Raw genomic sequence first — 21,776 nt, 5'->3', positions numbered from 1 at the left:
CAATGGAAAGCAAGGCTATTGGCTGTAGACTCAAATAGCGCCCTCAGCTTGTGGGAGCCGCGGCGGCAGATGACGCTTGCGCAGGCGCGCAAACGGTCTTCGCTCGTGGCAATGCTGAGGCTTGCCTTTACCGCGGGCGCCGCCATCGCTGCAGGCATCATGGTCGGCCACCTTGCCGCCAATGCGGTAACCAGCGGGCCCGGCAAGATCGAGCAGCTGACATCGGACGAAGTCGTTACCATGGTGAATGCCAGATTCACCGGCCGCGACGAGACAGGCAGTACGATTGTGATTACGGCTGACACGGCCCAGCGCCAGCGCGACAATCCCGAACAGATTGCCTTGCAGAACCCTCGTCTCGTGACAGAGGACGGCACGGAGATCGACGCACCGTCAGGTCTCTATGACCAGGCCGCGCAGACACTCGCCCTGTTTGAAGATGTGCGCTTGATAGATGCACAGGGCTACGATTTCCGTTCCACGTCAGCGAAAATGTTCATTAGCGAAGGACGCGTGGACGGAATCGATCCACTTGTTGGGACAGGTCCCCTTGGCGATGTGACCTGTGACACGTATGAGATTGTTGACGATGGTGAACGGCTGCGTTGCCGTGGCAATGTCGACATGACGATCTTTCCTGGCGGACGCGATGCATCAGGCAACGCATCGGCCGCAACTACGGCGCCACCGGCCGTCGATGAGGAGTAATTACTGAAATGATGAGACGTCTGACCACGATCCTGGCCATTGCTGCAATTGCTGCTCCGGCCGCCCTTGCGCAAATTTCCGGCGAAGGCGGGCCAATCCGGGTGAATGCCGACACAAGCGAAGTCCTGGAGCGCCAGCGTCAGGTCGTGCTGATCGACAATGTCGACATCATGCAGGGCAATGCCCGCCTGCGCGCTGACAAGGTGACGATCTATTATGGCGGCACCGGCGCAACGCAGACGACTGGCATGAGCGGCTTTGGCGATATTGAGTCCATGGTGGCCGAGGGCGAGGTCTTCTATGTCACGCCTGACCTTAAGGCGACCGGCGATGTCGGCACCTATGATGCACAAACCGATACGATCACGCTGACCGGCGAAGTGGTCCTTGTCCGCGGCGAGGATGTCGCGACGGGTCGCCGGCTCGTCATGCGGCTCGAGGAAGGCCGCACGACGCTCGACGGCGGTGACGGACAGGTACAGTTCAATATTACCCCGAATGAGAGAGAGGCTGGCGAGGCAGACGCCGAGGCCGCCAGCGAAGAAGCTTCAAATTGAACGAACCGGTCTAAGCGGATATTAAGCCTGATCGCCTAAGCATTTATCCGGGCGGCAATCTTCCGCGCCGGGCAAGGGAATGAATTTTATGACGACAGAAGCTACAGGTCTCGTAGCACACGGGCTCGCCAAATCTTTTGGCAAGCGCACGGTCGTCAGAAACGTGTCCCTTTCCCTGCAACGCGGTGAGATTGTGGGTCTGCTCGGGCCGAACGGCGCGGGCAAGACGACGTGTTTCTACATGATCATGGGTCTGATCGGCGCTGATGCCGGGACGATCGAGATTGACGGGGCGGATGTAACTACCCTCCCCATGTATCAGCGCGCACGCCTGGGTGTCGGTTACCTGCCTCAGGAAGCCTCTATTTTTCGCGGGATGAGCGTCGAAGAGAATATCCTCTCGGTCGTTGAGCTCGTCGAAAAGGACAAGGCCGCTCGCAAGCGGGAAGTCGAAGCCCTCCTGGAAGAGCTGCATATCACGCATCTTCGCGAACAGCCTGCGACCTCCCTTTCGGGTGGTGAACGGCGCCGCGTAGAGATTGCACGTGCACTCGCTTCCAGACCGAGTTTCATGCTTCTGGACGAACCGTTTACCGGTATCGACCCCCTCGCCGTGTCGGACATTTCCGATCTGGTCGGTTATCTCAAGCAACGCGGACTAGGCGTGCTGATCACTGACCACCAGGTGCGAGAGACGCTTCAGATCGTGGACCGGGCATCGATCATCTATGATGGTGGCGTGCTGTTTGAAGGTACGCCTCAGGATGTCCTGTCGAACGAGGATGTGCGCAGGGTCTATCTCGGCGAGCGGTTTGCTGCGTAACGCCAATGGCCATTTCACAACGTCTCGACATGCGCCAGGGCCAGTCCCTGGTGATGACCCCGCAATTGCAGCAAGCGATCAAGCTGCTGCAGCTCTCGAACATCGAACTCGCTGAGTTTGTTGAGGCGGAGATCGAGCGCAATCCCCTGCTCGAACACGGCGAAAGCAGCGATCGCGATGATAGCGACCGCGAAGCCCCAGAGCGCGCGTCCAAGCGCGAAGAGCTTAACCTCGATGACAATTCCGCGCTCAATGAAGCGCGCGAGGCAATGGATGCGCCCAAGGAAGACCTCTATGACGGCGGTACCACGTCAGACAGTGCGACGACGGCCAATGAAATGTCCGGCCCGTCCGCCCGCACTGACTGGTCGCAGGCCGGATCTGGCGGCAGCTTCTCCGGTGACGATTATGATTTCGAAGGCTCGCTCAGCTCTGAAACCACGCTGCATGAGCATCTTCACAAACAGATCTCCATGTCCGGCCTCTCTCAGGCTGACCAGCTGATCGCTGCGCGTCTTGTCGATGAGACGGATGAGGCAGGCTATTGCAAGACCGACCTCGAAGAAGTGGCGAGCGCGCTCGGCGCCGATCCGGCAAATGTCGAGGCCGTCCTCAAGGTCTGCCAAGGCTTTGAACCGGTTGGTGTCATGGCCCGCGACGTCAGTGAATGCCTGGCCCTTCAGCTGAAAGATCGCGACCGGCTCGACCCGGCCATGCACGCGCTGGTAAAGAATCTCGACCTTGTCGCCAAGCACGACATCAAGAGCCTTTGCGACATCTGCGGTGTCGACAAGGAAGACGTGTTCGACATGATTGCCGAACTGCGCGCCCTGACCCCGCGCCCCGGCTCCGCCTTTGCGAGCGGCACGACGATCGCCGTCGCCCCGGACGTTTTCGTCCGCGAGATGCCAAACGGCATGTTCGCCGTGGAGCTCAATTCAGACACGCTACCGCGCGTCCTGATGGACAAGGCCTATTATGCCGAGGTCAGCGCTCTGCCGATGCGTGAGCGCGAGAAGGAATTCATTTCAGAGTGCGCGCAGAACGCTTCCTGGCTGATCAAGTCGCTCGACCAGCGTGCCCGGACCATCCTCAAGGTCGCGAGCGAGATCGTGCGCCAGCAGGACGCCTTCTTCGCGCATGGCGTTGCGCATCTGCGCCCCCTGAACTTGAAACAGGTCGCTGACGCGATCGACATGCATGAATCGACAGTCAGCCGCGTGACCTCGAACAAATATATGGGCACGCCGCGCGGCCTGTTTGAGCTGAAATACTTCTTCTCGGCTGCCATTCCCGGCACGGCGGGCGGCGATGCGCACTCTGCCGAAGCAGTTCGCTACCGGATCAAGCAACTGATCGATGAAGAGGGCAACAAGGTCCTCTCCGACGACAAAATCGTCGAAATTCTCACAGAATTCGGCATCGAAATTGCCCGCCGCACCGTCGCGAAATACCGCGAGAGCCTGAATATCCCGTCCAGCGTGCAAAGGCGCCGTCAGATACGTGCAAGTGCCTGATGGCACATGCCCTGCGTGTAGCGCATTGACTCAACCTGTCACGAAATTATGGAGGCGACGCCTCGTAATCCAAGATTTTGGGCGTTATACTGGGAACCCATAACCGGAGAGTTCCGTGCAGATACAAATAGCAGGACGGAAGATGGACCTCGGCGAGTCGCTCAAGACTCGTATCGAAACGGGCCTGGAAGCTGCCGTCACCAAATACTTCGACCGGGATTTTGATGGTCACGTCACCGTCAGCCCGAATGGCCACGAAACCGAAATCGATTGCAATATTCATTTGCCATCCGGCATCATCCTGCAATCGACCGGCAAGGCCGAAGATCCATACGTCGCGCTCGACGAGGCGCTCAACAAGATCGAGAAGCGCGTGCGCCGCTACAAGCGCCGCCTGAAGGATCACCACAAGAACGGCCAGTCGCCTTTCCCGAGCGAGCCTGCCTCTGCCTTCGTGCTGAAGGGCACGCCTGAGGGCGATGATGAAGATCCGGCTGAAACCGGCGAAGACGGCAATGCGCCTGTAATTGTGGCAGAAGCTGCCGCACAAATTCGCACGATGACGGTCTCGGCTGCCGTCCTTCAGCTTGAACTTGCCGACGCCCCCGCACTCATGTTCCGGAATGCTAAACACTCTGGTCTCAACATGGTGTACAGGCGTGCGGACGGTAATATCGGCTGGGTCGACCCGGCCACCGACAGCAAATCCTGACAGAACATCCGGACGCGTTATGGCGACTGATCTTACAAGCCTTCTTTCCGAAGGCGTAATCCTTGAACCTTCTTCGGCTGACAGCCGCAAACAGGCGCTGACGCTGCTCAGCCAGGCGCTTGCGGCCAAGACCAAGCTCGATGCACGCGACATCTTTGATGCCGTGATGGAGCGCGAACGTCTTGGCTCTACCGGTGTCGGCGAAGGTGTCGCCATTCCGCATGCCCGGATTGACCGTCTGTCACAGCCTATTGGCGGTTTTGTTCGCCTTGAATCGGGTGTCGACTTTGATGCCGTCGATGAGCGCCCCTGCGATCTCGTCTTCATGCTGATCGCACCCGTCGGCTCCGGCGCCGATCACCTTCGCGCCCTCGCACAGGTCAGCCGTACGCTTCGCCAGCCAAACGTCCGCGAAGCGCTCCGCAAGGCAAAAGACAAGTCGGAAATCCGCAAGATTCTCTGCCCGGAAGCCGCCAAGGCATCCGCCGCCTGATCGTAAGGCCGCCTTGCGCGCCATTGACGAACGCCGAGCCCGGCTCATCTTCTCTCCCGAAAGCTGAGGGAGGCATCAAATGACATTCAAGACTATTACCCAACGCACCGCGGCGCTGGCTGCACTTGCACTCGCGGGTGCGGCGCCTGCACTGGCGCACGGTTCACATACCCACACGGCGCAGTCCGCATCGCCGACGCCTGTCGAGACAACTGACCTTGGCGACGGCATCTACATGCTGACAGGCCGCGGCGGGAATATCGGCGTCCTCTACGGCGAGGACGGCACGTTCGTGATCGATAGCCAGTATGCCGACATGGCCCCTGCCCTGCTGTCTGCTATCGAGGATATCTCTGGCGAAGCCGAAGTGCGCTTACTTCTAAACACGCACTGGCACGGTGATCATACGGGTGGAAACGTGCCCATGGCCGACACCGGCGCGACCATCCTCGCCCATGACGGGGTCCGGACGCGCCTCACCACAGAGAATTCAAGCCAGATGAACGGCGAAACCCGCGTCACCCCGCCTGCGCCTGAAGCCGCATGGCCACTGCTAACCTATTCAGAAGAGATGCGCGTTCATCTGAACGGCCAGACGATCCACATCATCCACCTTCCTGATGCCCATACCGATGGCGACTCGGCTGTCTATTTCGAAGAAGCCAATGTGCTGCACACGGGCGACGTCATGTTCTCCGGCCGCTTTCCTTTCGTGGATGTGTGGAGCGGCGGCACCTTTGCTGGCTACATCAAGGCCCTCTCGACGCTCTACGACCTGACCAATGACGAGACCCGTATCATCCCGGGCCACGGCCCGGAATCGACGCGTGAGGACATTAAGACGCTGCGTGACATGATGGTCGCTGCGGTGGCCGCAGTCGAAGAAGAAATGTCGGGCGGTGCATCGCTTGAGGCCGTTCAGGCCGCCAATCCGCTCGCGCCCTTGGCAGGCGAATGGGACTGGGGCTTCATCAATGCTGAGCGCTTTACCGCGCTCATCTACACCGACCTATCGAGCTAGGCGCCCGATTTCGTCCCACATACCGGACAGGCCGGGTCGCGCGGCAGACCAATCTGGCGCGTGACCCCGCCTAAGCCATCGAGCACGCTGACCTTGCCAATCAGCGTCTGCCCTGCCCCGGTGATCAGTTTCAACGTCTCAAGCGCCATGTGTGAGGCGACGATGCCTGTTACCGGGCCGACGACACCGACATCTTCGCAGGCTTCTGCCTCCGGCGGCGCTTCAGGCACGAAGCACTGATAGCAGGGCGTGCCTGCCTTAACGCCAGACGCGAACACAGACACCTGCCCCGACCAGCGCGTGGCCGCCCCGGACACAAGAACCCGCCCGCTCGCATGTGCGGCCCTGTTCAGATCGAACCGGGTCTCGAAATTATCAGTCGCATCAATCAGGATATCGCCTGACAGCTTCTGCGCGACACTCCAGCGGCGCGGCTGTACGCTGATGCGGCAGTCTGCATTGGCCGCCTTCAGCCGTGCGGCGAGGCTGCGCACCTTTGCCTCTCCGATATCGGCTTCGGTGAACTGGACCTGCCTCTGCAGGTTCGACCGGTCCACCGTATCGGCATCCCAAAGTTCGATCTCACCCACGCCAGCAGCGGCCAGATACATGGCGCACGGCCCGCCAAGCGCGCCTGCCCCGATGATGGAGACTTTCGCATTCATAAGCTTCTGCACACCCGGCCCGCCAATCTCCTTGAGCAGGAGATGGCGCTTGTGACGGTCGAGCTGCTGCGGAGTGAGTGCCATGCCCTCGCTTAGCAGGGCGGATACGTCTAAGGCTACGTGAAATGCAAACGTCTGACACAAATACCCTGCCTGATACGGTCTATGCCGCGCCCGCCGAATGGGTCGCGCGGGGCGCGGGTGCGCAGGGCAATCTCTTCCTGACGGGACGGGCGGGCACCGGCAAGACCACCATGCTACGCCGCTTCCTGGCAGAGGCTGGCGAAAATACGGTTGTACTCGCCCCCACTGGCGTCGCCGCCATGAATGCGGGCGGTCAGACGATCCATTCCTTCTTCAAATTCCCGCCGCGTCTGATCGAGGAAGCCGATATCAAGCGCCTGCGCGGTGCACGTCTCATCAAGGCGATCGAGACGATGATCATCGACGAGATCTCGATGGTCCGCGCCGACATGCTGGATGCGATCGACAAGAGCCTTCAGCTCAATCGCGGCAACAAACGCCCCTTTGGCGGGGTTCGGATGATCCTGTCCGGCGACCTGCACCAGCTGCCGCCCGTCGCGCGCGGTGAAGAAGCCGAAATCCTGAATGAGCGCTATGGTGGGCACTATTTCTTCAACGCCCCCGGCTTCAAACAGGCAGAGTTTGCCCTGCTGGCGCTGAAACACGTCTTCCGCCAGGAAGACCCGCGCTTCCTTGCGCTGCTCGGGGCCATGAGACAGGGGCGGCTCGCACCAACGGATGAGCGCCTGCTACAGGGCGCCGTTTCAGGCCGCACGGCCGTCGAAGCCAGCGAAACTCATGTCGTGCTCACGCCGAACAATGCGAACGCCTTCCGCATCAATCAGGCGCGGCTGGCTGACCTGCCAGGCAAGTCTCATGAATTCGAGGCCAATGTTCAGGGCCAGTTCGACGAGAAGTCCTTCCCAACAGAGGCTGACCTGGAGCTCAAGAAGGGCGCGCGGGTCATGCTCATCAAGAATGACCCTGAAGGGCGCTGGGTGAACGGATCACTCGCCACGGTCGAGGGCTTCAAGGGCGAGAATGTCTGGGTGGAGCTGGACGGCCACATTCATGAGATCGAACCGGCCGCCTGGGAGAAGTACAAATACACGCTCGACCCGGAGACGAAGAAAGTCTCACGCGAGGTTGTCGGCACATTCAAACAGGTGCCGCTGCGCCTCGCTTACGCCGTGACCATCCACAAGGCGCAGGGGCTAACGCTGGACAAGGTGTTTATCGACTTCGACCGGGGCATGTTCGCCCACGGACAGGCCTATGTCGCCTTCTCGCGGGCCCGCACGCTTGAAGGGCTGGAGATATCGCGCACGCTTCGGCCGCGCGACATGGTGATCGACCGCAATGCGTTCGCCTTTGGCAAGCTCGAGACGGTCGAGGAGACGGACGCCTATCTTCTGGCAAAATTCGCCAAGGAAGACGGCGTCCTGATCTAGGTCCGGCGCTTAAGCCAGGCGGCGGATCTCATCGCGGAGGCGCTCATCCTTGTCGGTCGCGATCGTTTCAAGAACGCGTACCCGCTCTGTCAACCGCGCAATATCACGGCGCATCGATTCCAGCTCATCCTGATTAGCGGCGCCATTCTCGCGGTCAGCCTTCATCTTGATGTAATTGTTGATCACGCCGGCACCGACGCAAACGAGCACAATGAACACGATCATTGTGAAGGGGCTGGTGATTTCCATGTGGCGATCCTTTTCTTATCGTAATTCGATAATAAGGACTGCTCGCTGGCAATTCAAGGAAATTCGGCTGGCCGGCTTCGAATATCGAGCAGGCGTCTAGCGCCCCGTCGACCCGAAACCGCCTTCACCGCGCATCGTCTCAGGCAGGCTGTCCACCTCCTCCCAGACGAGGCGCGTGACCGGCGCCAGAACCATCTGGCCAATCCGCTCGCCCCGCGCGATCGTGAAAGTCTCGCTGCCATGATTGATCAGGATGACTTTCAGCTCGCCGCGATAGTCGCTGTCGATCGTGCCGGGGCTGTTGAGGCAGGTCAGACCATGCTTTGCCGCGAGCCCTGAGCGTGGCCGCATCTGGATCTCATAACCTTCAGGGATCGCCACGCTGATGCCGGTCGGCACCATGGTCCGCTCACCGGGCTTCAGCTCAAACGCATCACCCTCATCATAGGCAGCGCGCACGTCCATGCCCGCAGCACCTTCGGTCTCATATTTCGGATATGGCAGGCCCTCGAAATGGGGCAGCGTGCGGATGGCGACTTTGATCTCTTGCATGAGAGGCAAAGCGACGGAGTCGCCCGCAAGAGTCAACTTGAAAAGGCCTAGATGACGTAGGCGGTCACATCTTCGCCGAACGAGGCGGCAGGCTGGAGGGCGCCATTCGTCTGCTGAAGCTCGGCTGCCGGCGGCACATCCTCGGCTTTCGCCTCGCTCGCGGCATGCGCATTCGCAAAGATGGACAGACCTGCAAGGAGGACGACGATCAAAGTGAAATAGCCGATAATGAGCTTCATGGTCCTGTCCGGGTTACTGTACGCTTTAGCTTAGTGACGCAATCACCAACAATTCATTATCACGTCGGTTAGCTAACAAGAGTCAATGCAATTCGTTCCGCACGTGCGCAGTTGGCTGAGATTTGATTTCTCAGGTTGAATCAACCGGTCACGCTGCAAGGCATGTGCCCATTTCGCAGGCGCAACAAATTATTCGGCAGCGACGCGCGGTTTGTCCTTACCAGACAGATGATCAGCGATGCGCTCTGCCAGGCGGCGCGCCACAGCCGCCTTGTCCATACGCGGCCAGTTCTCGACCCCGCCATCTGTGACAAGCGCAATCTCATTCTCTGCACCGCCCATCACGTCGCCGGACACATCATTGGCGACGATCCAGTCGCAGCCCTTCCTCGCCCGTTTGCGAAGCGCATTCTCCTCCACCGCGTCTGTCTCCGCCGCAAAGCCGACGACCAGTTGCGGGCGGCCTTTCACAAGGCGCGAAATGGCCGCGAGAATGTCCGGGTTCTCAGACAGGGCGAGCGCGGGCGGGCCCTTGCCCTCATCCTTGAGCTTCAGCTTGCGGTCAGCCGGGGTGGAGGGGCGCCAGTCTGCCACCGCTGCCACCGATACGAACACATCTGCTGGCAGCGCCGCCTCACAGGCCTCCATCATCTCTACGGCTGTCTCGACGCGAACAAGATCAACACCGCGCGGCTGTGCCAGGGCGACCGGGCCAGACACCAGTGTCACCCGCGCGCCGAGCTCTGCCAGAGCGCCTGCGATCTCATAGCCCTGCTTGCCGGAGGAATGATTGGAAAGATAGCGCACAGGGTCCAGCGGCTCCCGCGTCGGCCCTGCCGTCAGCAGGACATGCCTGCCTTCGAGTGGCTTTGGCCCGGACTGGCGCGCAAGCGCGCTCTCAATACGGTCGGCAATCGCCTCGACGTCTGGCAGGCGTCCCGGCCCGAATTCACCGCACGCCATGGCGCCCGTATCAGGCTCCATCACCTCGACACCGTCACCGCGCAGCGTCTCGACATTGCGCCTGGTCGCTGCATGCTCCCACATGCGCACATTCATGGCTGGCACCATCAGGACCGGCTTGTCGGTGGCGAGCAGCGTGGTCGAGGCCAGGTCATTTGCATGGCCGTTCGCCGCCTTGGCCAGCAGGTCCGCCGTTGCCGGGCAGACGACCAGCAGGTCAGCCGAGCGCGACAGCTCGATATGGCCCATCTCCGCCTCATCATCGAGGCTGAAGAGGTCGCTATAGCATTTGTCTCCGGACAAAGCTGACACAGACAGCGGTGTCACGAAATTCGCGCCGCCCGACGTCAGGATGCAGCGGCTGGAAATACCGCGCTTGGCCAGCGTGCGGATCAGCTCCAGCGACTTGTATGCCGCAATGCCGCCGCCGATGATGAGAAGAATGCGCTTGCTGCTCATGACAGGGTGTCCGGTTGCCCGGTCCCTCCCTAGCACGGATTTGGTTTACAAATCGACGGCAAGCCTGCGCGATGCGAGGCCCGCCTGTCGATCTGCCTCGCCTAGTAGCGTTGCAGCGGCCCGACCGTGACGCGCGGCGCGCCCTGCCCTGTGCTGATCAGGTGATGACGCTGCAGCGCATCGATACCCGTATCATAGACCGCCCGCTCAATGGCATTCGCCTCGCAACGGCGCTCTTCACGCTGATAGGATAGCGAGCCGCGATTGGCGTCGCAGGCCGCGTCAGCCGCTCGCGCAATACGCGAATAAAGGATTTCAATGGCCTGGGCATCATTCACCGGAGAGAGGTCGCGATAGCAGACTTCATAGAGCTTACGCCCGCGGCGATCCTCGCCAAGCGGCGTGATTTCCTGGGCGCAATAGCCAGAGGCACGGGCCACGACCGGCGTGTAGTCATAGTCATACGCCTCTTCATAGGCATAGGCGTCGCTACGCGCGTCATAGCTGTCATAGGTCGTCCGGCTGGAATAGGTGACAGGCGCTGCGTAGGTCGTTGGCGCTGTATACGTCGTCACGCGCGGCGCGGACGAATACACGGTGCCACCACAGCCGGTATAGGTCGTCGTGACACGCGGGGCGGTGTAGCCACACGGGCTCACCGGAGTCGTCACATAGCTGCGGGTGCCGCTATAGACGCCGATATTGCGCCCATGATGGGTGGGATAGTGGGTCTCATAGCTGGTCGTCGGGCGATAGCCGTGGCCGTAATACCGGTCTGAGGTCCACCATTCAAAACCATAGCTCGTAGCCGCGCGGTCGGCATGGCGCACCGGGTATCCACCGTGACCGTAATAGCTGTTGGAATGGTGCGCATACCCGCCCGGATGATGCCCGACGCGCGCACCGCTCACATGGCCGCTCGACCCATGATGGCTGGTCGGCGACGGCGGCTGGCCATAGGCCTGACGCTCGACCCGGATGATCTTCGTCGCAGAAGTGGAGCCGCCACACGTGTGCGCATAGCTGCCCCCGGTCAGTTCAGAGCAGCCATAGCCCTGCGCGGAAGCAGCCTGCCATGCAGGGAAAAGACAGATGGCGGCGGTCGCGGCAATATACTTCATGGGGTGGCCCTCCAGGGTCGTCCGGGCAGTGTTAAGGTTAAGTACCCGTTAACCTATCACGCACCCGGCAACCGCACAGGACATTCTCGCTTTACGCGAATTGCGCGAGCGCGAACCCTGCGATGACAGCCAGTCCAATGAGACCTGCGAGAGACCAGACAGACGGCCCCGTGCCGCGCACTGGCTCCTTGCCGCGTGCCCGTTCGGTCTCCAGAAAGTCTTCGAAGGCATCCATGACGTGCGGCAGGCGCTTCAACCTGTCCGTGACCTCACGAGCCTGGCGCGCCGCCAGCTTCGTCGCCCCGGCAGGCCCGAAATTCTGCGCGATCCAGCCCTTCACGATCGGCTCTGCCGCTTTCCAGATGTCATGCTTCGGGTCGATTGAACGCGCGACCCCTTCGACCTGCACCATGGTTTTCTGCAGCAGGACAAGCTCGGGCCGTAACCGCATGCCGAAGGTGCGAGTGTAGTCCATCAGCTGGAGCAGGATGCGGCCCATATAGACGTCTTCAGCAGGCTTGCCGTGGATCGGCTCCCCGATGGAGCGCAGCGCCTGCGCAAATTCACCGACGGACTGGTTCGCCGGCACATAGCCCGCCTCGAAATGAACTTCTGCGACGCGCTGATAATCGCGCCGGATGAAGCCCCAGAGGATTTCAGCGAGGAAGCGGCGCTCATTGAAGCCAATCCGCCCAATCAGGCCAAAGTCCACCAAGCCGACCTCATTGTCCGGCAGGATCAATATATTGCCTTCATGCATGTCCGCATGAAAGACGCCGTGCCCGATGGCGTGGGAGAGAAACCCGCGCGTGATCTTGTTGGCGAGTGCCACGCGCTCCAGACCCGGCTGTTCCAGCGCTTCAGGACGGGTCAGCGGGATACCCTCAACCCAGTCAATCGTCAGCACGCGCTGGGCCGTGCGGTCCCAATCGACGGCCGGCACGCGGAACCAGTCTTCCTTCTCGGAGATTGACCGCATCTGGTCGGCGCCGCCTGCTTCCAGACGGAAGTCGAGCTCCTTTTCCATCGATGTCGCGACCGTTTCGGTAAACTTGACCGGTTCAAGACGGCGACTCTCGACCGATGCGCGCTCAACCGTTCGCGCCGCGCGGCGGATGGCCCGCAATTCCTGATAGATCATCTGCTCGACGCCGGGCCGCAGGATCTTAACTGCCTTCGGCCCGTCAGACGTCTCCAGCCGGTGCACCTGCGCGAGCGACGCAGCAGCGACAGGCTCACCTAGGCCTGCGAAAAGGCTTTCAGCTTCTTCCTGGCCAAACTCTTCTGCGAGAATACGGCGCGCCTCAGCCATGCTGAAAGGCTCCAGCTTGTCCTTGAGGCGCGACAGGTCCTGCGCCGTTTCAGCGCCGAAAACATCGGGCCGCGTGGCCAGAAACTGGCCGAGCTTGATATAGGCCGGCCCAAGCTTTTCCAGCGCGCTCGCAAGCCGCTCGCCCGGACGCCCCTTTGCGCGCCCTCCAAACGTCCGCAGCACCCGCCCAGCCATACGGGCAGGCAGCGGCAGACGCGTCTGGTATTCGCCCGGCAGGATAACGTCATGGCGCACCAGCGCCGTGCCTGCGCGCATCAGCCGGCCATAATCAGCAAGTGCTTTCAGCAACTCGTCTCTCCAATATTTGGGAACGCATTCAGTGCACTGGCGTTTTGATCGCCACAACAAGGAGTTGGCAAATGGCTGATAATACTCAATCCAGTAACGGTTTTCTCTACTTCCTGGTCGGCGCACTTCTCGTGGCCGTCATCGGTTTCGGCGTCTGGTACTTCGCTGGCCAGCCGAGCGCAGCGGGCGGCGATGCCGACCTGTCGATCTCGGTCAGTGAAGACGGCATGTCCGTCGATACGCCGGACGAGTAAATCTATCAAACCGCCCATCCGTAGTGGAGTGCGGCGATACCACCTGAAAAGTTGGTCACGGACACAGCCGAGAAACCGGCTGTGTCCAATTCTTTTCTGAACTCTTCCTGCTTGGGAAACCGGCGGATGGATTCAACCAGATACTGGTAGGACTCCCGGTCGCTGGCGACGACCTCGCCGAGCTTCGGGATGACGCCGAAACTGTAAGCGTCATACATCTTCTGCAGTGACGGCGCGGTCATATGGCTGAACTCCAGCACGGCGAGACGCCCACCCGGTTTCAGGACGCGGCGAAACTCCGACAGCGCAGCTGCCCGGTCAGCAACATTTCGGATCCCGAAAGCGATGGTCAGCGCGTCAAAAGTGCGTGCCTCGAACGGCAGCGCCTGCGCATCACCGCACACCCAGTCGAGGCGATCGTGATAGGCCGCCATGTCGCGGCGCGCTCGGCCAGCATTCAGCATGGCTTCATTGATATCGCAGACAATCGCGCTGGCTTGCGCGTCATTCTGGCGACGACGCCCCGCCTTGTCGGCGCGGTCGATAAAGGCCTTTGCGAGGTCACCGGTCCCACCCGCCACATCGAGCAGCTTCTCACCGGGCTGGGGGTTCAGCTTGGCAATCGTGTCATGCTTCCATAGCCGGTGAACGCCCGCGGACATGAGGTCATTCATCACGTCATAGCGGCTTGCGACCGACGCGAAGACGCCTTTCACGCGCGAGACTTTTTCCTCGGGCGAGACTTCTTCAAAGCCGAAGCTTACCGTCTTGTCTGTCTTCAAATCATCTGTCATGCGCGGCGACCATAGTTGCAGCATCCCTGAAACGCTATATCGGCTTTCCATGCCTGAATTGCCCGAAGTAGAGACAGTTCGCCGCGGCCTTGCCCCCGTCATGGATGGCAGGCGCATCATCACGTCAGAGCTGCGCCGCCCTGACCTGCGCTTCCCGTTTGCGAACGACTTTATCGAACGCACGCAAGGCAAGCGGATCGAACGTCTCGGCCGCCGCGCCAAATACCTTGTGGCAGAGCTGGAGACAGGCGACGCGCTCATCATGCACCTTGGCATGTCAGGCCGCTTCACGATCACAGGCGCAGGCCGCCCGGGCAGCTTTCATCACGAGATCACGCCTGACGCCAAGCACGACCATGTCGTCTTCCAGATGGAGGGCGGCGAGACGGTCACCTACAACGACCCGCGCCGCTTCGGTTTCATGGAGCTTTGGCCGCTCTCGCAGCTCGATGTCTATCCTCGCCTTGCAGGCTTTGGGCCTGAGCCACTTTCCAATAGCTTCTCACATGCCTGGCTTCGCGAGGCGCTCAGAAACAAGTCCGGGCCGATCAAGTCCGTCCTGCTGGATCAGCGCGTGATTGCGGGGCTTGGGAATATCTATGTCTGCGAGGCACTCTGGCGGGCAGGGATCAGCCCTCGCCGCAAGGCGTCGACTGTCTCAGGCGTGCGCGCCGGGCGGCTTGCCATTGCCATCAATGACGTCATCCGCGAAGCCATCGCCGCAGGCGGGTCATCCATTTCTGACTTCAAGGCGGCCAGCGGAGAGCTTGGCTATTTCCAGCACACTTTCGCTGTCTATGACCGCGAGGGAGAGCCCTGCAAGAATTGCAACGCCCCGATCAGACGGATGGTCCAGTCGGGGCGCTCAAGCTTCTATTGTGGCCACTGCCAGCGCTAGGCACAGCACCTAGCCAAGGGCGAGTTCATATATCTTTTCGTAGTCGGCCTGCGTGGCCGTCTTGGCATTGCCGCGGTGGGCAAGGTCAGCCAGCGCATATTCGACGACACCCGGGCCATCGGACGCGTCGAGCCCGATTTCCTTCAGCGTCGAAGGAATACCGATATCTTCGTTCAGCTTCTCGATGGCTTCAGCGAGGTCCGCGCCCGGCTTGAGCCCCATCGCAAAGCGCAGGCGCTCATATTTGCCGTCGGCCGAGCCATCATTGAAGCGCAATAGGTGCGGCAGGAAGATCGCGTTCAGCGTGCCGTGGTGCAGCTTCTTCTCATGCAGGCGGCCGGCGGCATGCGACAGGGCGTGCACGGAGCCAAGGCCCTTCACAAACGCAAGCGCGCCTTCATAGGACGCCATCATCATGTGCCAGCGCGCTTCCTTGTCAGAGCCGTCCTGCACCGCGCGGCGCAGCCAGCCATCGCCGACAGCGCGCGTCAGTCCGTCATAACCGATGCCTTCGGCTGGCGGGTTTGAGGCTGGCACGAGGATCGCCTCGATGCAGTGCGTGACCGCATCCATACCGGTCGCAGCCGTCATCATCTTCGGCAGGCCAAGCGTCAGGTCCGGGTCGCAGATCGCGACAGGCGGAATGAGGTTCGGCGAAGCGAAGGTTTCCTTGCGGCCATTATTCAGCGTCGTGATCATGCCAACAGACACTTCAGAGCCGGTGCCCGCCGTCGTCGGAATGGCGATCAGCGGGTCAAGCTTGCCGATATGTTTCGAACCGCCCGACATGGCAGCGTACTTCTCGAGCGGCCCGCCATGCGCCGCCAGCAGGCCAACCGCCTTGGAAAGGTCCATGGAAGAGCCACCGCCGAGCGCGATGATGCCATCCGCGCCCGCCGACTTGTAGAGCTCGGTGACCTCGATGGCCTGGTTCTCCGTAGGGTTGGCGACCGTGTCGGAGAAGATACCGCCCGGCTCAGTGCCAAGTGCGCCAAGAACCGTGTCGAGCAGGCCAGCTGCCTTGATACCGGGGTCAGTGATGATGAATGGCTTGGAGACGCCGTGCCCCTTCAGAACGCCGGGAAGCTTCTGGATCGCCCCATGATCAAAGATGCAGGTATTCAGGAATGTCATAACGGGCATGGCGTTTTCTCCGGAGTTTCTTGTCCTGGTAAAGTACCGGCCACTGGTAGGACGGACAGGCGCGGTCACGCAAGCACAAGTCTCGCGGCAATCTGCCCCTGCGCCGCGCTTTTGCGACCGGAACACGCCCGCCAACTGGTGCAACCTGTTGACTTGGACCCGCCTGTCGGGCCCGTTGAGAAACAAAGACGCTTGCCACCCGAAGGATTGCCCCCGACGTGACCAACCCCATCCTTTCCGTTCGCGACCTGAAGATCGATTTCGACACGCCGGATGGCACTGTCCACGCCGTTAAAGGGACCAGCTTCGATGTGGCGCCGGGTGAATGTCTCGGCATTGTCGGCGAGTCCGGCTCCGGCAAGAGCCAGTCCGCCCTTGCCGCGATGGGCCTGATTGCAGAGAATGGCACCGTTACCGGCTCGATCAATTTCCAGGGCACGGAAATGGTCGGCGCGAAGGCGAAGACACTGCGCCAGATCCGCGGCGCGCAGATGTCGATGATCTTCCAGGACCCGCTGACCTCGCTCACCCCGCACCTCACCGTGGGCGCGCAGATGCGCGAAGTGCTGGCCCTGCACAAGAACATGAAGGGCGACGAAGCCACCAAGCGCTGCGTCGACTGGCTGGAGCAGGTCCGAATTCCCGAAGCCCGTCGCCGCCTCGACCAGTTCCCGCATGAGCTTTCCGGCGGCATGCGCCAGCGCGTGATGGTCGCCATCGCCATGCTCTGCAACCCAAAGCTCCTGCTCGCAGACGAGCCGACCACCGCGCTCGACGTCACGGTACAGGCGCAGGTCCTCGACCTGATGTACGATCTGAAGAAGGACACTGGCACAGGCATCGTCCTGATCACGCACGATATGGGCGTCGTCGCCCGCATGTGCGACCGTGTCATCGTCATGCGCCACGGCGAGATCGTCGAGACGGGCAGCAGCGACGACATCTTCTACAAGCCGCAGCACGAATATACGAAGATGCTGCTCAACGCCGTGCCGCGCATCGACCAGCCAAACCGCGAAGGCCGCCCGAAACTCGGTGAGCCACCTGCCCAGGCTGAAGAGCCAATCGTGAAAGCCCGCGATGTAAAGGTTCAATTTCCGGTCAATGTCGGCGGGGGCCTCTTCGGCAAGACCAAGATGCTGAAAGCGGTCGACGGGGTCTCGTTTGACCTGCGTGCGGGCGAAACGCTGGGCGTGGTCGGCGAGTCCGGTTGCGGCAAGTCCACGCTTGCCCGCGCTGTCCTCAAGCTCGTACCGCAGTCTGCCGGCACTGTCGCATGGATGGGCCGCGACATCACCCAGGCTGGCCGCAAGGAAATGAACAGCTTGCGCGAGGACCTACAGATCGTCTTCCAGGACCCGCTCGCCTCGCTCGACCCGCGCATGACCATCGGCCAGTCCATCGCCGAGCCGCTGACGGTTCACAAGCCGCAAATGTCAAAGGCTGAGCGCGAGAAGATGGTGCGTGACTTCCTGCCCCGCGTCGGTCTGGAGCCCCACCTGATTAACCGCTACCCGCACGAGCTGTCCGGTGGCCAGAACCAGCGCGTCGGCATTGCCCGCGCCATGATCCTGCGGCCCAAGCTGCTCATCTGCGACGAGGCGGTGTCCGCACTCGACGTGTCGGTTCAGGCGCAGGTCGTCGACCTGCTCATCGACCTCCAGAAAGAGTTCGGCCTCGCCATGATCTTCATCAGCCACGACCTCTCGGTCGTGCGCGAGATCAGCCACCGCGTCATGGTGCTTTACCTGGGCAAGGTCGTCGAAGTTGCAGGCCGCACTGCCATCTATGAAGACGCGCGCCATCCTTATACCAAGGCGCTTATCTCTGCTGTGCCGACGCCGGACCCTGAGTTTGAACGCAGCAAGGAGCGCATCAAACTGCGCGGCGACCTGCCGTCACCGCTTGATAGCCGTGCACCGCTGCGTTTCATGAAGTCAGCAGTGATCGATGATCCCGATGCGGACCAGTACAACCCGCAGCTGATCGAAGTCGCGCCCGGCCACCTGGTGGCAGAGCATGACCCCTATCAGGGCGTCGAAGGTCTCTACGCGAAGAAAACCGAAGCGGCCTGAACGCAGGCTCAGGCTGCGCCGCGTGCTTCGTCTTCAACCAGGTCCTTGATGGAGGCTGGCATCGGCAGCGGATGGCTGATCAGGAAGCCCTGAAACTCGTGGCACTTGGCCTCGAGAAGTTTCATCGCCTGCGCTTCTGTCTCCACGCCTTCAGCAACAACCGGGATAGACAGGCTGTGCCCGAGCCGCAGGATGGCATCCACGATGGCGAAGGATTTGGCGTCCGTTTCCATGGCGAGGACGAAGGACTTGTCGATCTTGATGCGATCAAACGGCAGCTGCTGGACGAACCGCATCGAGGAGTAGCCGGTGCCGAAATCGTCGAGCGCAATCTGCACGCCGAGTTTCTTGAATTTCTGCAGCAGGTTCGCCGCCACCTGTACATTGTGAATGATCGCCGTCTCGGTGATCTCAAGCTCGAGGCGGTTCGGCGCGAGCCCCGTCCGGCGCAGCGCCTCGCGCACATCGCCATACAGCTTTGGGTCCAGGAACTGGCGCGCAGACAGGTTCACCGAGACACCGAGGTGCGACTCCCAGCGTGACGCGGCCTCACAAGCCTCGCGAATGCACCAGCGGCCGATATCGGTGACGACCATGCTCTGCTCTGCGATCTCGATGAAATCGTTCGGCATGACGAGACCGTGCCCCGGCCGTTCCCAGCGGATCAGGGCTTCGTAGGACAGTACCTTGCGCGTCTGCGAACAGACCTTGGGCTGGTAGTGAAGCACGAATTCTTCATTCTCGACGGCGCGGGACAGGGCCACTTCGACGTCGCGGCGCGCTTCATAGCGCTCGTGCAGCTCAGCATCATAGAGGCGTGCACTGCCGCGACCGTCTGACTTGGCCGCATAGAGGGCCCGGTCAGCGGCTTTCAACAGCTCGCCGACATCCTTCGTCGTTGCTGTAATTGCACAGGCACCGGCACTCGCACCGCAGCGTATGGCAATCTCATCATGTTGCACCGGAAGCGACAGCGCGCGCACGCATTCGCTCGCATAGTCACTGATCCGGTCAACAGGAAGCTTCGGGCCGGTCAGCAGCACAAACTCGTCGCCGCCCAGTCGCGCTGCCATACCACCGGCAGGCACCAGCGCCCGCAAGCGGGCCGCCGTTTCAAAGATCACGCGGTCGCCAGCATCATGACCGAACTGGTCGTTGATGTCCTTGAACTCATCAAGGTCGAAAAGGATGACGGCCGTGTGCTCTTCTCCGCTGCGCGCCAAGCTCGCGGCCAGCTCGCGTTGGAAGGATTCCCGGTTCGCGAGGCCACTCAGCTGGTCATTGAAGGCCAGTTCGCGGATTTCGGCTTCCTGGCGCATACGGTCGCGCAGGTCGTGGATGCAGAAAATGCTCACACCCTCATCTTCACGGTCACCTTCTGCATTCATCGTGCGAACGCGCACATCTACGGGAATGCTGCTTCCATCCAGCGTTCTGAGCGCCGTCTCGTGATAGCTATCCTCATCTTTCGGGCAGGCGCTCATGTCGACGAGTTCAAGGGCCGATTGGCCGATCAGTCGGTCGCGGGGAATGCCTGCAAGCTTTTCTGCAGCCTTATTGACCTCAACAATAAGCCCGGCCGCATCAACAATCAGGATGCCTTCCGAGGCCGAGTTTGCCAGCATGTTGATCCGGCGGGTCTCACGCTGACGCAAAACGGCTATTTTCTTGTGAAAGCCTGCCGCGATGATCGCTGCCGCGAGAATGGCAATGACGCCCAGCACGACAAAAGTGGCAAGATCACCGCGCGACAGCGTCCAGGTGGAATCCGCGAGCCCGCGCAACGGGTAGACCTTCATCGCCGCCATACCGACGAAGTGAACTGAGGCAACCGCGAGCAGAGTGCCCACAACGCCGACGACATTGCGCCATTTGCTCGTCTGGCTGATGCCGAAGAGATAGGTCACCGCGAAGAAAATCGTGCCGATCGCAACGGCGGCCGCAATGTAGGTCGCATCATATTCCATCAGCGCAGAGGCCTTCAGCGAGCTCTGTCCATAGAAGTGCATGATGCAGAGCGTAGCGCTTGCCATGAAGGCGCTAAGGCTGCGGCGCACAGGGCCGAAGCCTGAAATGAGAAGCTGCGAAGTGCCGACAAATCCGACAATCGCAATCAGCGCAGACACAACGGTCACAACGCCGTCGAAGGAAACTTCAAATCCGGGCTGGTAGCCCAGCATGGCGACAAAATGCGTGCCCCAGATGCCGAGGCCAGTCACACCCCCTGCGGCAGCTGCCCACCACCGCCGCGTCGTCTCTTTATCGCTTTCAATGCCCCGGTTGAAGACAATCAGCGCGCAGACAGCGCCCAAAGTACAAACGAAGACTGCAAGCGCTACGTAGAGAAAAGCGTGGTCGTCCTGAAGACAGGAAAGGACACGATACATAAGGTCACCCGAACTAAACCGAGGGCAGCCCTACCCAATGAGTCCTAACCGTTCGTGCATATTCTCTATATTACTAGAAATAGTGTATTGGCCCTGCTGTATTTCGTGACAGCTATCAGCCTGCGGCGATGGAATGGATCGCTTTCAGCTTTGAAAGAAGCGTCTCAGCCTCGGCCAGATCCAGACAGCTTGGCCCATCGCAGAGCGCCTTGTCGGGGTCTTCGTGAAACTCCAGGAAGACACCATCCGCGCCGGCTGCAATCGCTGATTGCGCAATGATGGCCACGCCTTCGCGGCGCCCACCGGTCGACCCGCCAGATGTGCGCGGATCAGCGCCCGGCAGCTGAACAGCGTGGGTCGCGTCAATCGTCACCGGCACGCCAAGCGCCTTCATCGCCGGAATGCCCAGCATGTCGACAACGAGGTTATTATAGCCAAAGCTCGAACCCCGCTCACACAGAATGGTCGGATTGCGGGCCTCACCCGTCACTTCGCCAATCTTGGTGATGATGTTCTTACAGTCCCATGGCGCCAGGAATTGCGCCTTCTTCACATGCAGCCAACCACCGCTCGCCAACACGGCTTCCGCGCCTGCAACGACGAGGTCCGTCTGGCGGCAGAGGAAGGCCGGGATCTGGATAATCTCTGCGACCTCAGCAACGGGGGCAGCCTGCTCTGGCGTATGATAATCGGTGACGACCGGGACACCGAAGTCTTCCTTGACGTCGGACAAGATGCGCAGGCCTTCATCGAGGCCCGGCCCACGATAGGACTTGATGGAAGAGCGGTTCGCCTTGTCGAAGCTCGCCTTGAAGACGTAGGGAAGCTCCAGCCGCTCGCAGACGGTCTTCAGATGCTCGCAGATCCTCATGGCAAGATCGCGGCTCTCAAGAACATTCATGCCAGCCATGACGGTAAGAGGGTGGCCCTCTCCAATGGTTATGTCATGACCCGGAAGGGAAAGCGTTTTCATTCTGGCGCTCCTCACTCAGTCTGCGTTCGCGCTTAAACAAACGGGAATTTACAGGCAAGTACACACAGCGGCTCTGG

At 60.9% G+C, this 21,776-nt stretch carries 22 protein-coding genes; 11 read left to right on the top strand and 11 right to left on the bottom strand.

Going from position 1 to position 21,776, the window contains the following annotated elements; all coding sequences use genetic code 11:
- The first annotated feature begins 69 nt into the window (after positions 1 to 69).
- From KUV46_07935 to KUV46_07905, 7 genes are all read left to right on the top strand, one after another.
- Positions 70 to 708, top strand: coding sequence for a hypothetical protein (locus KUV46_07935; GenBank protein ID QYJ02307.1), 639 nt, complete (start codon positions 70 to 72; stop codon positions 706 to 708).
- Positions 709 to 716: 8 nt separating this feature from the next.
- Positions 717 to 1,265, top strand: coding sequence for a hypothetical protein (locus KUV46_07930; GenBank protein ID QYJ02306.1), 549 nt, complete (start codon positions 717 to 719; stop codon positions 1,263 to 1,265).
- 88 nt (positions 1,266 to 1,353) lie between these two features.
- Positions 1,354 to 2,088 (top strand): LPS export ABC transporter ATP-binding protein, encoded by a 735-nt coding sequence (lptB, locus tag KUV46_07925; protein QYJ02305.1) that lies wholly within the window; start codon positions 1,354 to 1,356, stop codon positions 2,086 to 2,088.
- Positions 2,089 to 2,093: 5 nt separating this feature from the next.
- Complete coding sequence (gene rpoN / locus KUV46_07920; GenBank protein QYJ02304.1) at positions 2,094 to 3,605, top strand: RNA polymerase factor sigma-54; 1,512 nt, start codon at positions 2,094 to 2,096, stop codon at positions 3,603 to 3,605.
- Between the two features lie 142 nt (positions 3,606 to 3,747).
- Entirely contained in the window at positions 3,748 to 4,317 is a 570-nt protein-coding gene (gene raiA / locus KUV46_07915; GenBank protein QYJ02303.1) for a ribosome-associated translation inhibitor RaiA, read from the top strand.
- Positions 4,318 to 4,336: 19 nt separating this feature from the next.
- Positions 4,337 to 4,810: a PTS sugar transporter subunit IIA gene (locus KUV46_07910; GenBank protein ID QYJ02302.1), complete on the top strand. Its 474-nt coding sequence runs from the start codon at positions 4,337 to 4,339 to the stop codon at positions 4,808 to 4,810.
- 79 nt (positions 4,811 to 4,889) lie between these two features.
- Positions 4,890 to 5,831, top strand: coding sequence for an MBL fold metallo-hydrolase (locus KUV46_07905; GenBank protein QYJ02301.1), 942 nt, complete (start codon positions 4,890 to 4,892; stop codon positions 5,829 to 5,831).
- On the opposite strand, the gene KUV46_07900 is transcribed toward KUV46_07905, so the two are convergent.
- Positions 5,828 to 6,580: a HesA/MoeB/ThiF family protein gene (locus KUV46_07900; protein QYJ02300.1), complete on the bottom strand. Its 753-nt coding sequence runs from the start codon at positions 6,578 to 6,580 to the stop codon at positions 5,828 to 5,830. The genes KUV46_07905 and KUV46_07900 overlap by 4 nt on opposite strands.
- A gap of 41 nt (positions 6,581 to 6,621) precedes the next feature.
- Here KUV46_07900 and KUV46_07895 point away from each other — a divergent pair, with 41 nt between their 5' ends.
- Positions 6,622 to 7,971: an AAA family ATPase gene (locus KUV46_07895; protein QYJ02299.1), complete on the top strand. Its 1,350-nt coding sequence runs from the start codon at positions 6,622 to 6,624 to the stop codon at positions 7,969 to 7,971.
- Positions 7,972 to 7,980: 9 nt separating this feature from the next.
- Here the strand turns inward: KUV46_07895 and KUV46_07890 are convergent, their stop codons facing one another.
- From KUV46_07890 to ubiB, 6 genes are all read right to left on the bottom strand, one after another.
- Complete coding sequence (locus KUV46_07890; protein QYJ02298.1) at positions 7,981 to 8,220, bottom strand: hypothetical protein; 240 nt, start codon at positions 8,218 to 8,220, stop codon at positions 7,981 to 7,983.
- 96 nt (positions 8,221 to 8,316) lie between these two features.
- A complete protein-coding gene (gene dut / locus KUV46_07885; GenBank protein ID QYJ02297.1) occupies positions 8,317 to 8,772 on the bottom strand; it encodes a dUTP diphosphatase in 456 nt (151 codons plus the stop codon).
- A 47-nt stretch (positions 8,773 to 8,819) separates the two neighbouring features.
- A complete protein-coding gene (locus tag KUV46_07880) occupies positions 8,820 to 9,011 on the bottom strand; it encodes a hypothetical protein (protein QYJ02296.1) in 192 nt (63 codons plus the stop codon).
- Positions 9,012 to 9,200: 189 nt separating this feature from the next.
- Positions 9,201 to 10,433 (bottom strand): bifunctional phosphopantothenoylcysteine decarboxylase/phosphopantothenate--cysteine ligase CoaBC, encoded by a 1,233-nt coding sequence (coaBC, locus tag KUV46_07875; GenBank protein QYJ02295.1) that lies wholly within the window; start codon positions 10,431 to 10,433, stop codon positions 9,201 to 9,203.
- 101 nt (positions 10,434 to 10,534) lie between these two features.
- Positions 10,535 to 11,554, bottom strand: a complete 1,020-nt coding sequence (locus KUV46_07870) for a UrcA family protein (protein QYJ02294.1) — start codon at positions 11,552 to 11,554, stop codon at positions 10,535 to 10,537.
- Between the two features lie 91 nt (positions 11,555 to 11,645).
- The gene (gene ubiB, locus KUV46_07865; GenBank protein QYJ02293.1) at positions 11,646 to 13,175 is read right to left on the bottom strand and encodes a 2-polyprenylphenol 6-hydroxylase; all 1,530 of its coding nucleotides are present in this window, start codon (positions 13,173 to 13,175) and stop codon (positions 11,646 to 11,648) included.
- A 71-nt stretch (positions 13,176 to 13,246) separates the two neighbouring features.
- Here ubiB and KUV46_07860 point away from each other — a divergent pair, with 71 nt between their 5' ends.
- The gene (locus tag KUV46_07860; GenBank protein QYJ02292.1) at positions 13,247 to 13,429 is read left to right on the top strand and encodes a hypothetical protein; all 183 of its coding nucleotides are present in this window, start codon (positions 13,247 to 13,249) and stop codon (positions 13,427 to 13,429) included.
- Positions 13,430 to 13,434: 5 nt separating this feature from the next.
- Here KUV46_07860 and ubiE read toward each other — a convergent pair whose 3' ends face one another.
- Positions 13,435 to 14,223, bottom strand: coding sequence for a bifunctional demethylmenaquinone methyltransferase/2-methoxy-6-polyprenyl-1,4-benzoquinol methylase UbiE (gene ubiE, locus KUV46_07855; GenBank protein ID QYJ02291.1), 789 nt, complete (start codon positions 14,221 to 14,223; stop codon positions 13,435 to 13,437).
- Positions 14,224 to 14,272: 49 nt separating this feature from the next.
- On the opposite strand from ubiE, the gene mutM reads away from it, so the two are divergent.
- Positions 14,273 to 15,121, top strand: coding sequence for a bifunctional DNA-formamidopyrimidine glycosylase/DNA-(apurinic or apyrimidinic site) lyase (gene mutM, locus KUV46_07850; protein ID QYJ02290.1), 849 nt, complete (start codon positions 14,273 to 14,275; stop codon positions 15,119 to 15,121).
- A gap of 9 nt (positions 15,122 to 15,130) precedes the next feature.
- On the opposite strand, the gene KUV46_07845 is transcribed toward mutM, so the two are convergent.
- Positions 15,131 to 16,264: an iron-containing alcohol dehydrogenase gene (locus KUV46_07845; GenBank protein QYJ02289.1), complete on the bottom strand. Its 1,134-nt coding sequence runs from the start codon at positions 16,262 to 16,264 to the stop codon at positions 15,131 to 15,133.
- A gap of 218 nt (positions 16,265 to 16,482) precedes the next feature.
- Here KUV46_07845 and KUV46_07840 point away from each other — a divergent pair, with 218 nt between their 5' ends.
- Complete coding sequence (locus tag KUV46_07840; GenBank protein QYJ02288.1) at positions 16,483 to 18,339, top strand: ABC transporter ATP-binding protein; 1,857 nt, start codon at positions 16,483 to 16,485, stop codon at positions 18,337 to 18,339.
- Between the two features lie 8 nt (positions 18,340 to 18,347).
- On the opposite strand, the gene KUV46_07835 is transcribed toward KUV46_07840, so the two are convergent.
- On the bottom strand, positions 18,348 to 20,726 hold the full coding sequence (locus KUV46_07835; GenBank protein ID QYJ02287.1) for an EAL domain-containing protein: 2,379 nt from the start codon (positions 20,724 to 20,726) through the stop codon (positions 18,348 to 18,350).
- 115 nt (positions 20,727 to 20,841) lie between these two features.
- Positions 20,842 to 21,699 (bottom strand): 3-deoxy-8-phosphooctulonate synthase, encoded by an 858-nt coding sequence (gene kdsA, locus KUV46_07830; GenBank protein ID QYJ02286.1) that lies wholly within the window; start codon positions 21,697 to 21,699, stop codon positions 20,842 to 20,844.
- Between the last annotated feature and the right edge of the window lie 77 nt (positions 21,700 to 21,776).

This window comes from Thalassovita mediterranea, assembly GCA_019448215.1.
In the GTDB taxonomy this organism is placed as follows: domain Bacteria; phylum Pseudomonadota; class Alphaproteobacteria; order Caulobacterales; family Hyphomonadaceae; genus Henriciella.
The sequence above is the reverse complement of the archived record's forward strand: the minus strand, read 5'-3'. Positions and strand labels throughout refer to the sequence as shown.

Bases quoted from the DNA above. Each gene is read 5' to 3' on its own strand.
- KUV46_07935 (QYJ02307.1), top strand. From the start codon at position 70: ATGACGCTTGCGCAGGCGCGCAAACGGTCTTCGCTCGTGGCAATGCTG.
- KUV46_07930 (QYJ02306.1), top strand. From the start codon at position 717: ATGATGAGACGTCTGACCACGATCCTGGCCATTGCTGCAATTGCTGCT.
- lptB (QYJ02305.1), top strand. From the start codon at position 1,354: ATGACGACAGAAGCTACAGGTCTCGTAGCACACGGGCTCGCCAAATCT.
- rpoN (QYJ02304.1), top strand. From the start codon at position 2,094: ATGGCCATTTCACAACGTCTCGACATGCGCCAGGGCCAGTCCCTGGTG.
- raiA (QYJ02303.1), top strand. From the start codon at position 3,748: ATGGACCTCGGCGAGTCGCTCAAGACTCGTATCGAAACGGGCCTGGAA.
- KUV46_07910 (QYJ02302.1), top strand. From the start codon at position 4,337: ATGGCGACTGATCTTACAAGCCTTCTTTCCGAAGGCGTAATCCTTGAA.
- KUV46_07905 (QYJ02301.1), top strand. From the start codon at position 4,890: ATGACATTCAAGACTATTACCCAACGCACCGCGGCGCTGGCTGCACTT.
- KUV46_07900 (QYJ02300.1), bottom strand. From the start codon at position 6,580: ATGGCACTCACTCCGCAGCAGCTCGACCGTCACAAGCGCCATCTCCTG.
- KUV46_07895 (QYJ02299.1), top strand. From the start codon at position 6,622: ATGCAAACGTCTGACACAAATACCCTGCCTGATACGGTCTATGCCGCG.
- KUV46_07890 (QYJ02298.1), bottom strand. From the start codon at position 8,220: ATGGAAATCACCAGCCCCTTCACAATGATCGTGTTCATTGTGCTCGTT.
- dut (QYJ02297.1), bottom strand. From the start codon at position 8,772: ATGCAAGAGATCAAAGTCGCCATCCGCACGCTGCCCCATTTCGAGGGC.
- KUV46_07880 (QYJ02296.1), bottom strand. From the start codon at position 9,011: ATGAAGCTCATTATCGGCTATTTCACTTTGATCGTCGTCCTCCTTGCA.
- coaBC (QYJ02295.1), bottom strand. From the start codon at position 10,433: ATGAGCAGCAAGCGCATTCTTCTCATCATCGGCGGCGGCATTGCGGCA.
- KUV46_07870 (QYJ02294.1), bottom strand. From the start codon at position 11,554: ATGAAGTATATTGCCGCGACCGCCGCCATCTGTCTTTTCCCTGCATGG.
- KUV46_07860 (QYJ02292.1), top strand. From the start codon at position 13,247: ATGGCTGATAATACTCAATCCAGTAACGGTTTTCTCTACTTCCTGGTC.
- ubiE (QYJ02291.1), bottom strand. From the start codon at position 14,223: ATGACAGATGATTTGAAGACAGACAAGACGGTAAGCTTCGGCTTTGAA.
- mutM (QYJ02290.1), top strand. From the start codon at position 14,273: ATGCCTGAATTGCCCGAAGTAGAGACAGTTCGCCGCGGCCTTGCCCCC.
- KUV46_07845 (QYJ02289.1), bottom strand. From the start codon at position 16,264: ATGCCCGTTATGACATTCCTGAATACCTGCATCTTTGATCATGGGGCG.
- KUV46_07835 (QYJ02287.1), bottom strand. From the start codon at position 20,726: ATGTATCGTGTCCTTTCCTGTCTTCAGGACGACCACGCTTTTCTCTAC.
- kdsA (QYJ02286.1), bottom strand. From the start codon at position 21,699: ATGAAAACGCTTTCCCTTCCGGGTCATGACATAACCATTGGAGAGGGC.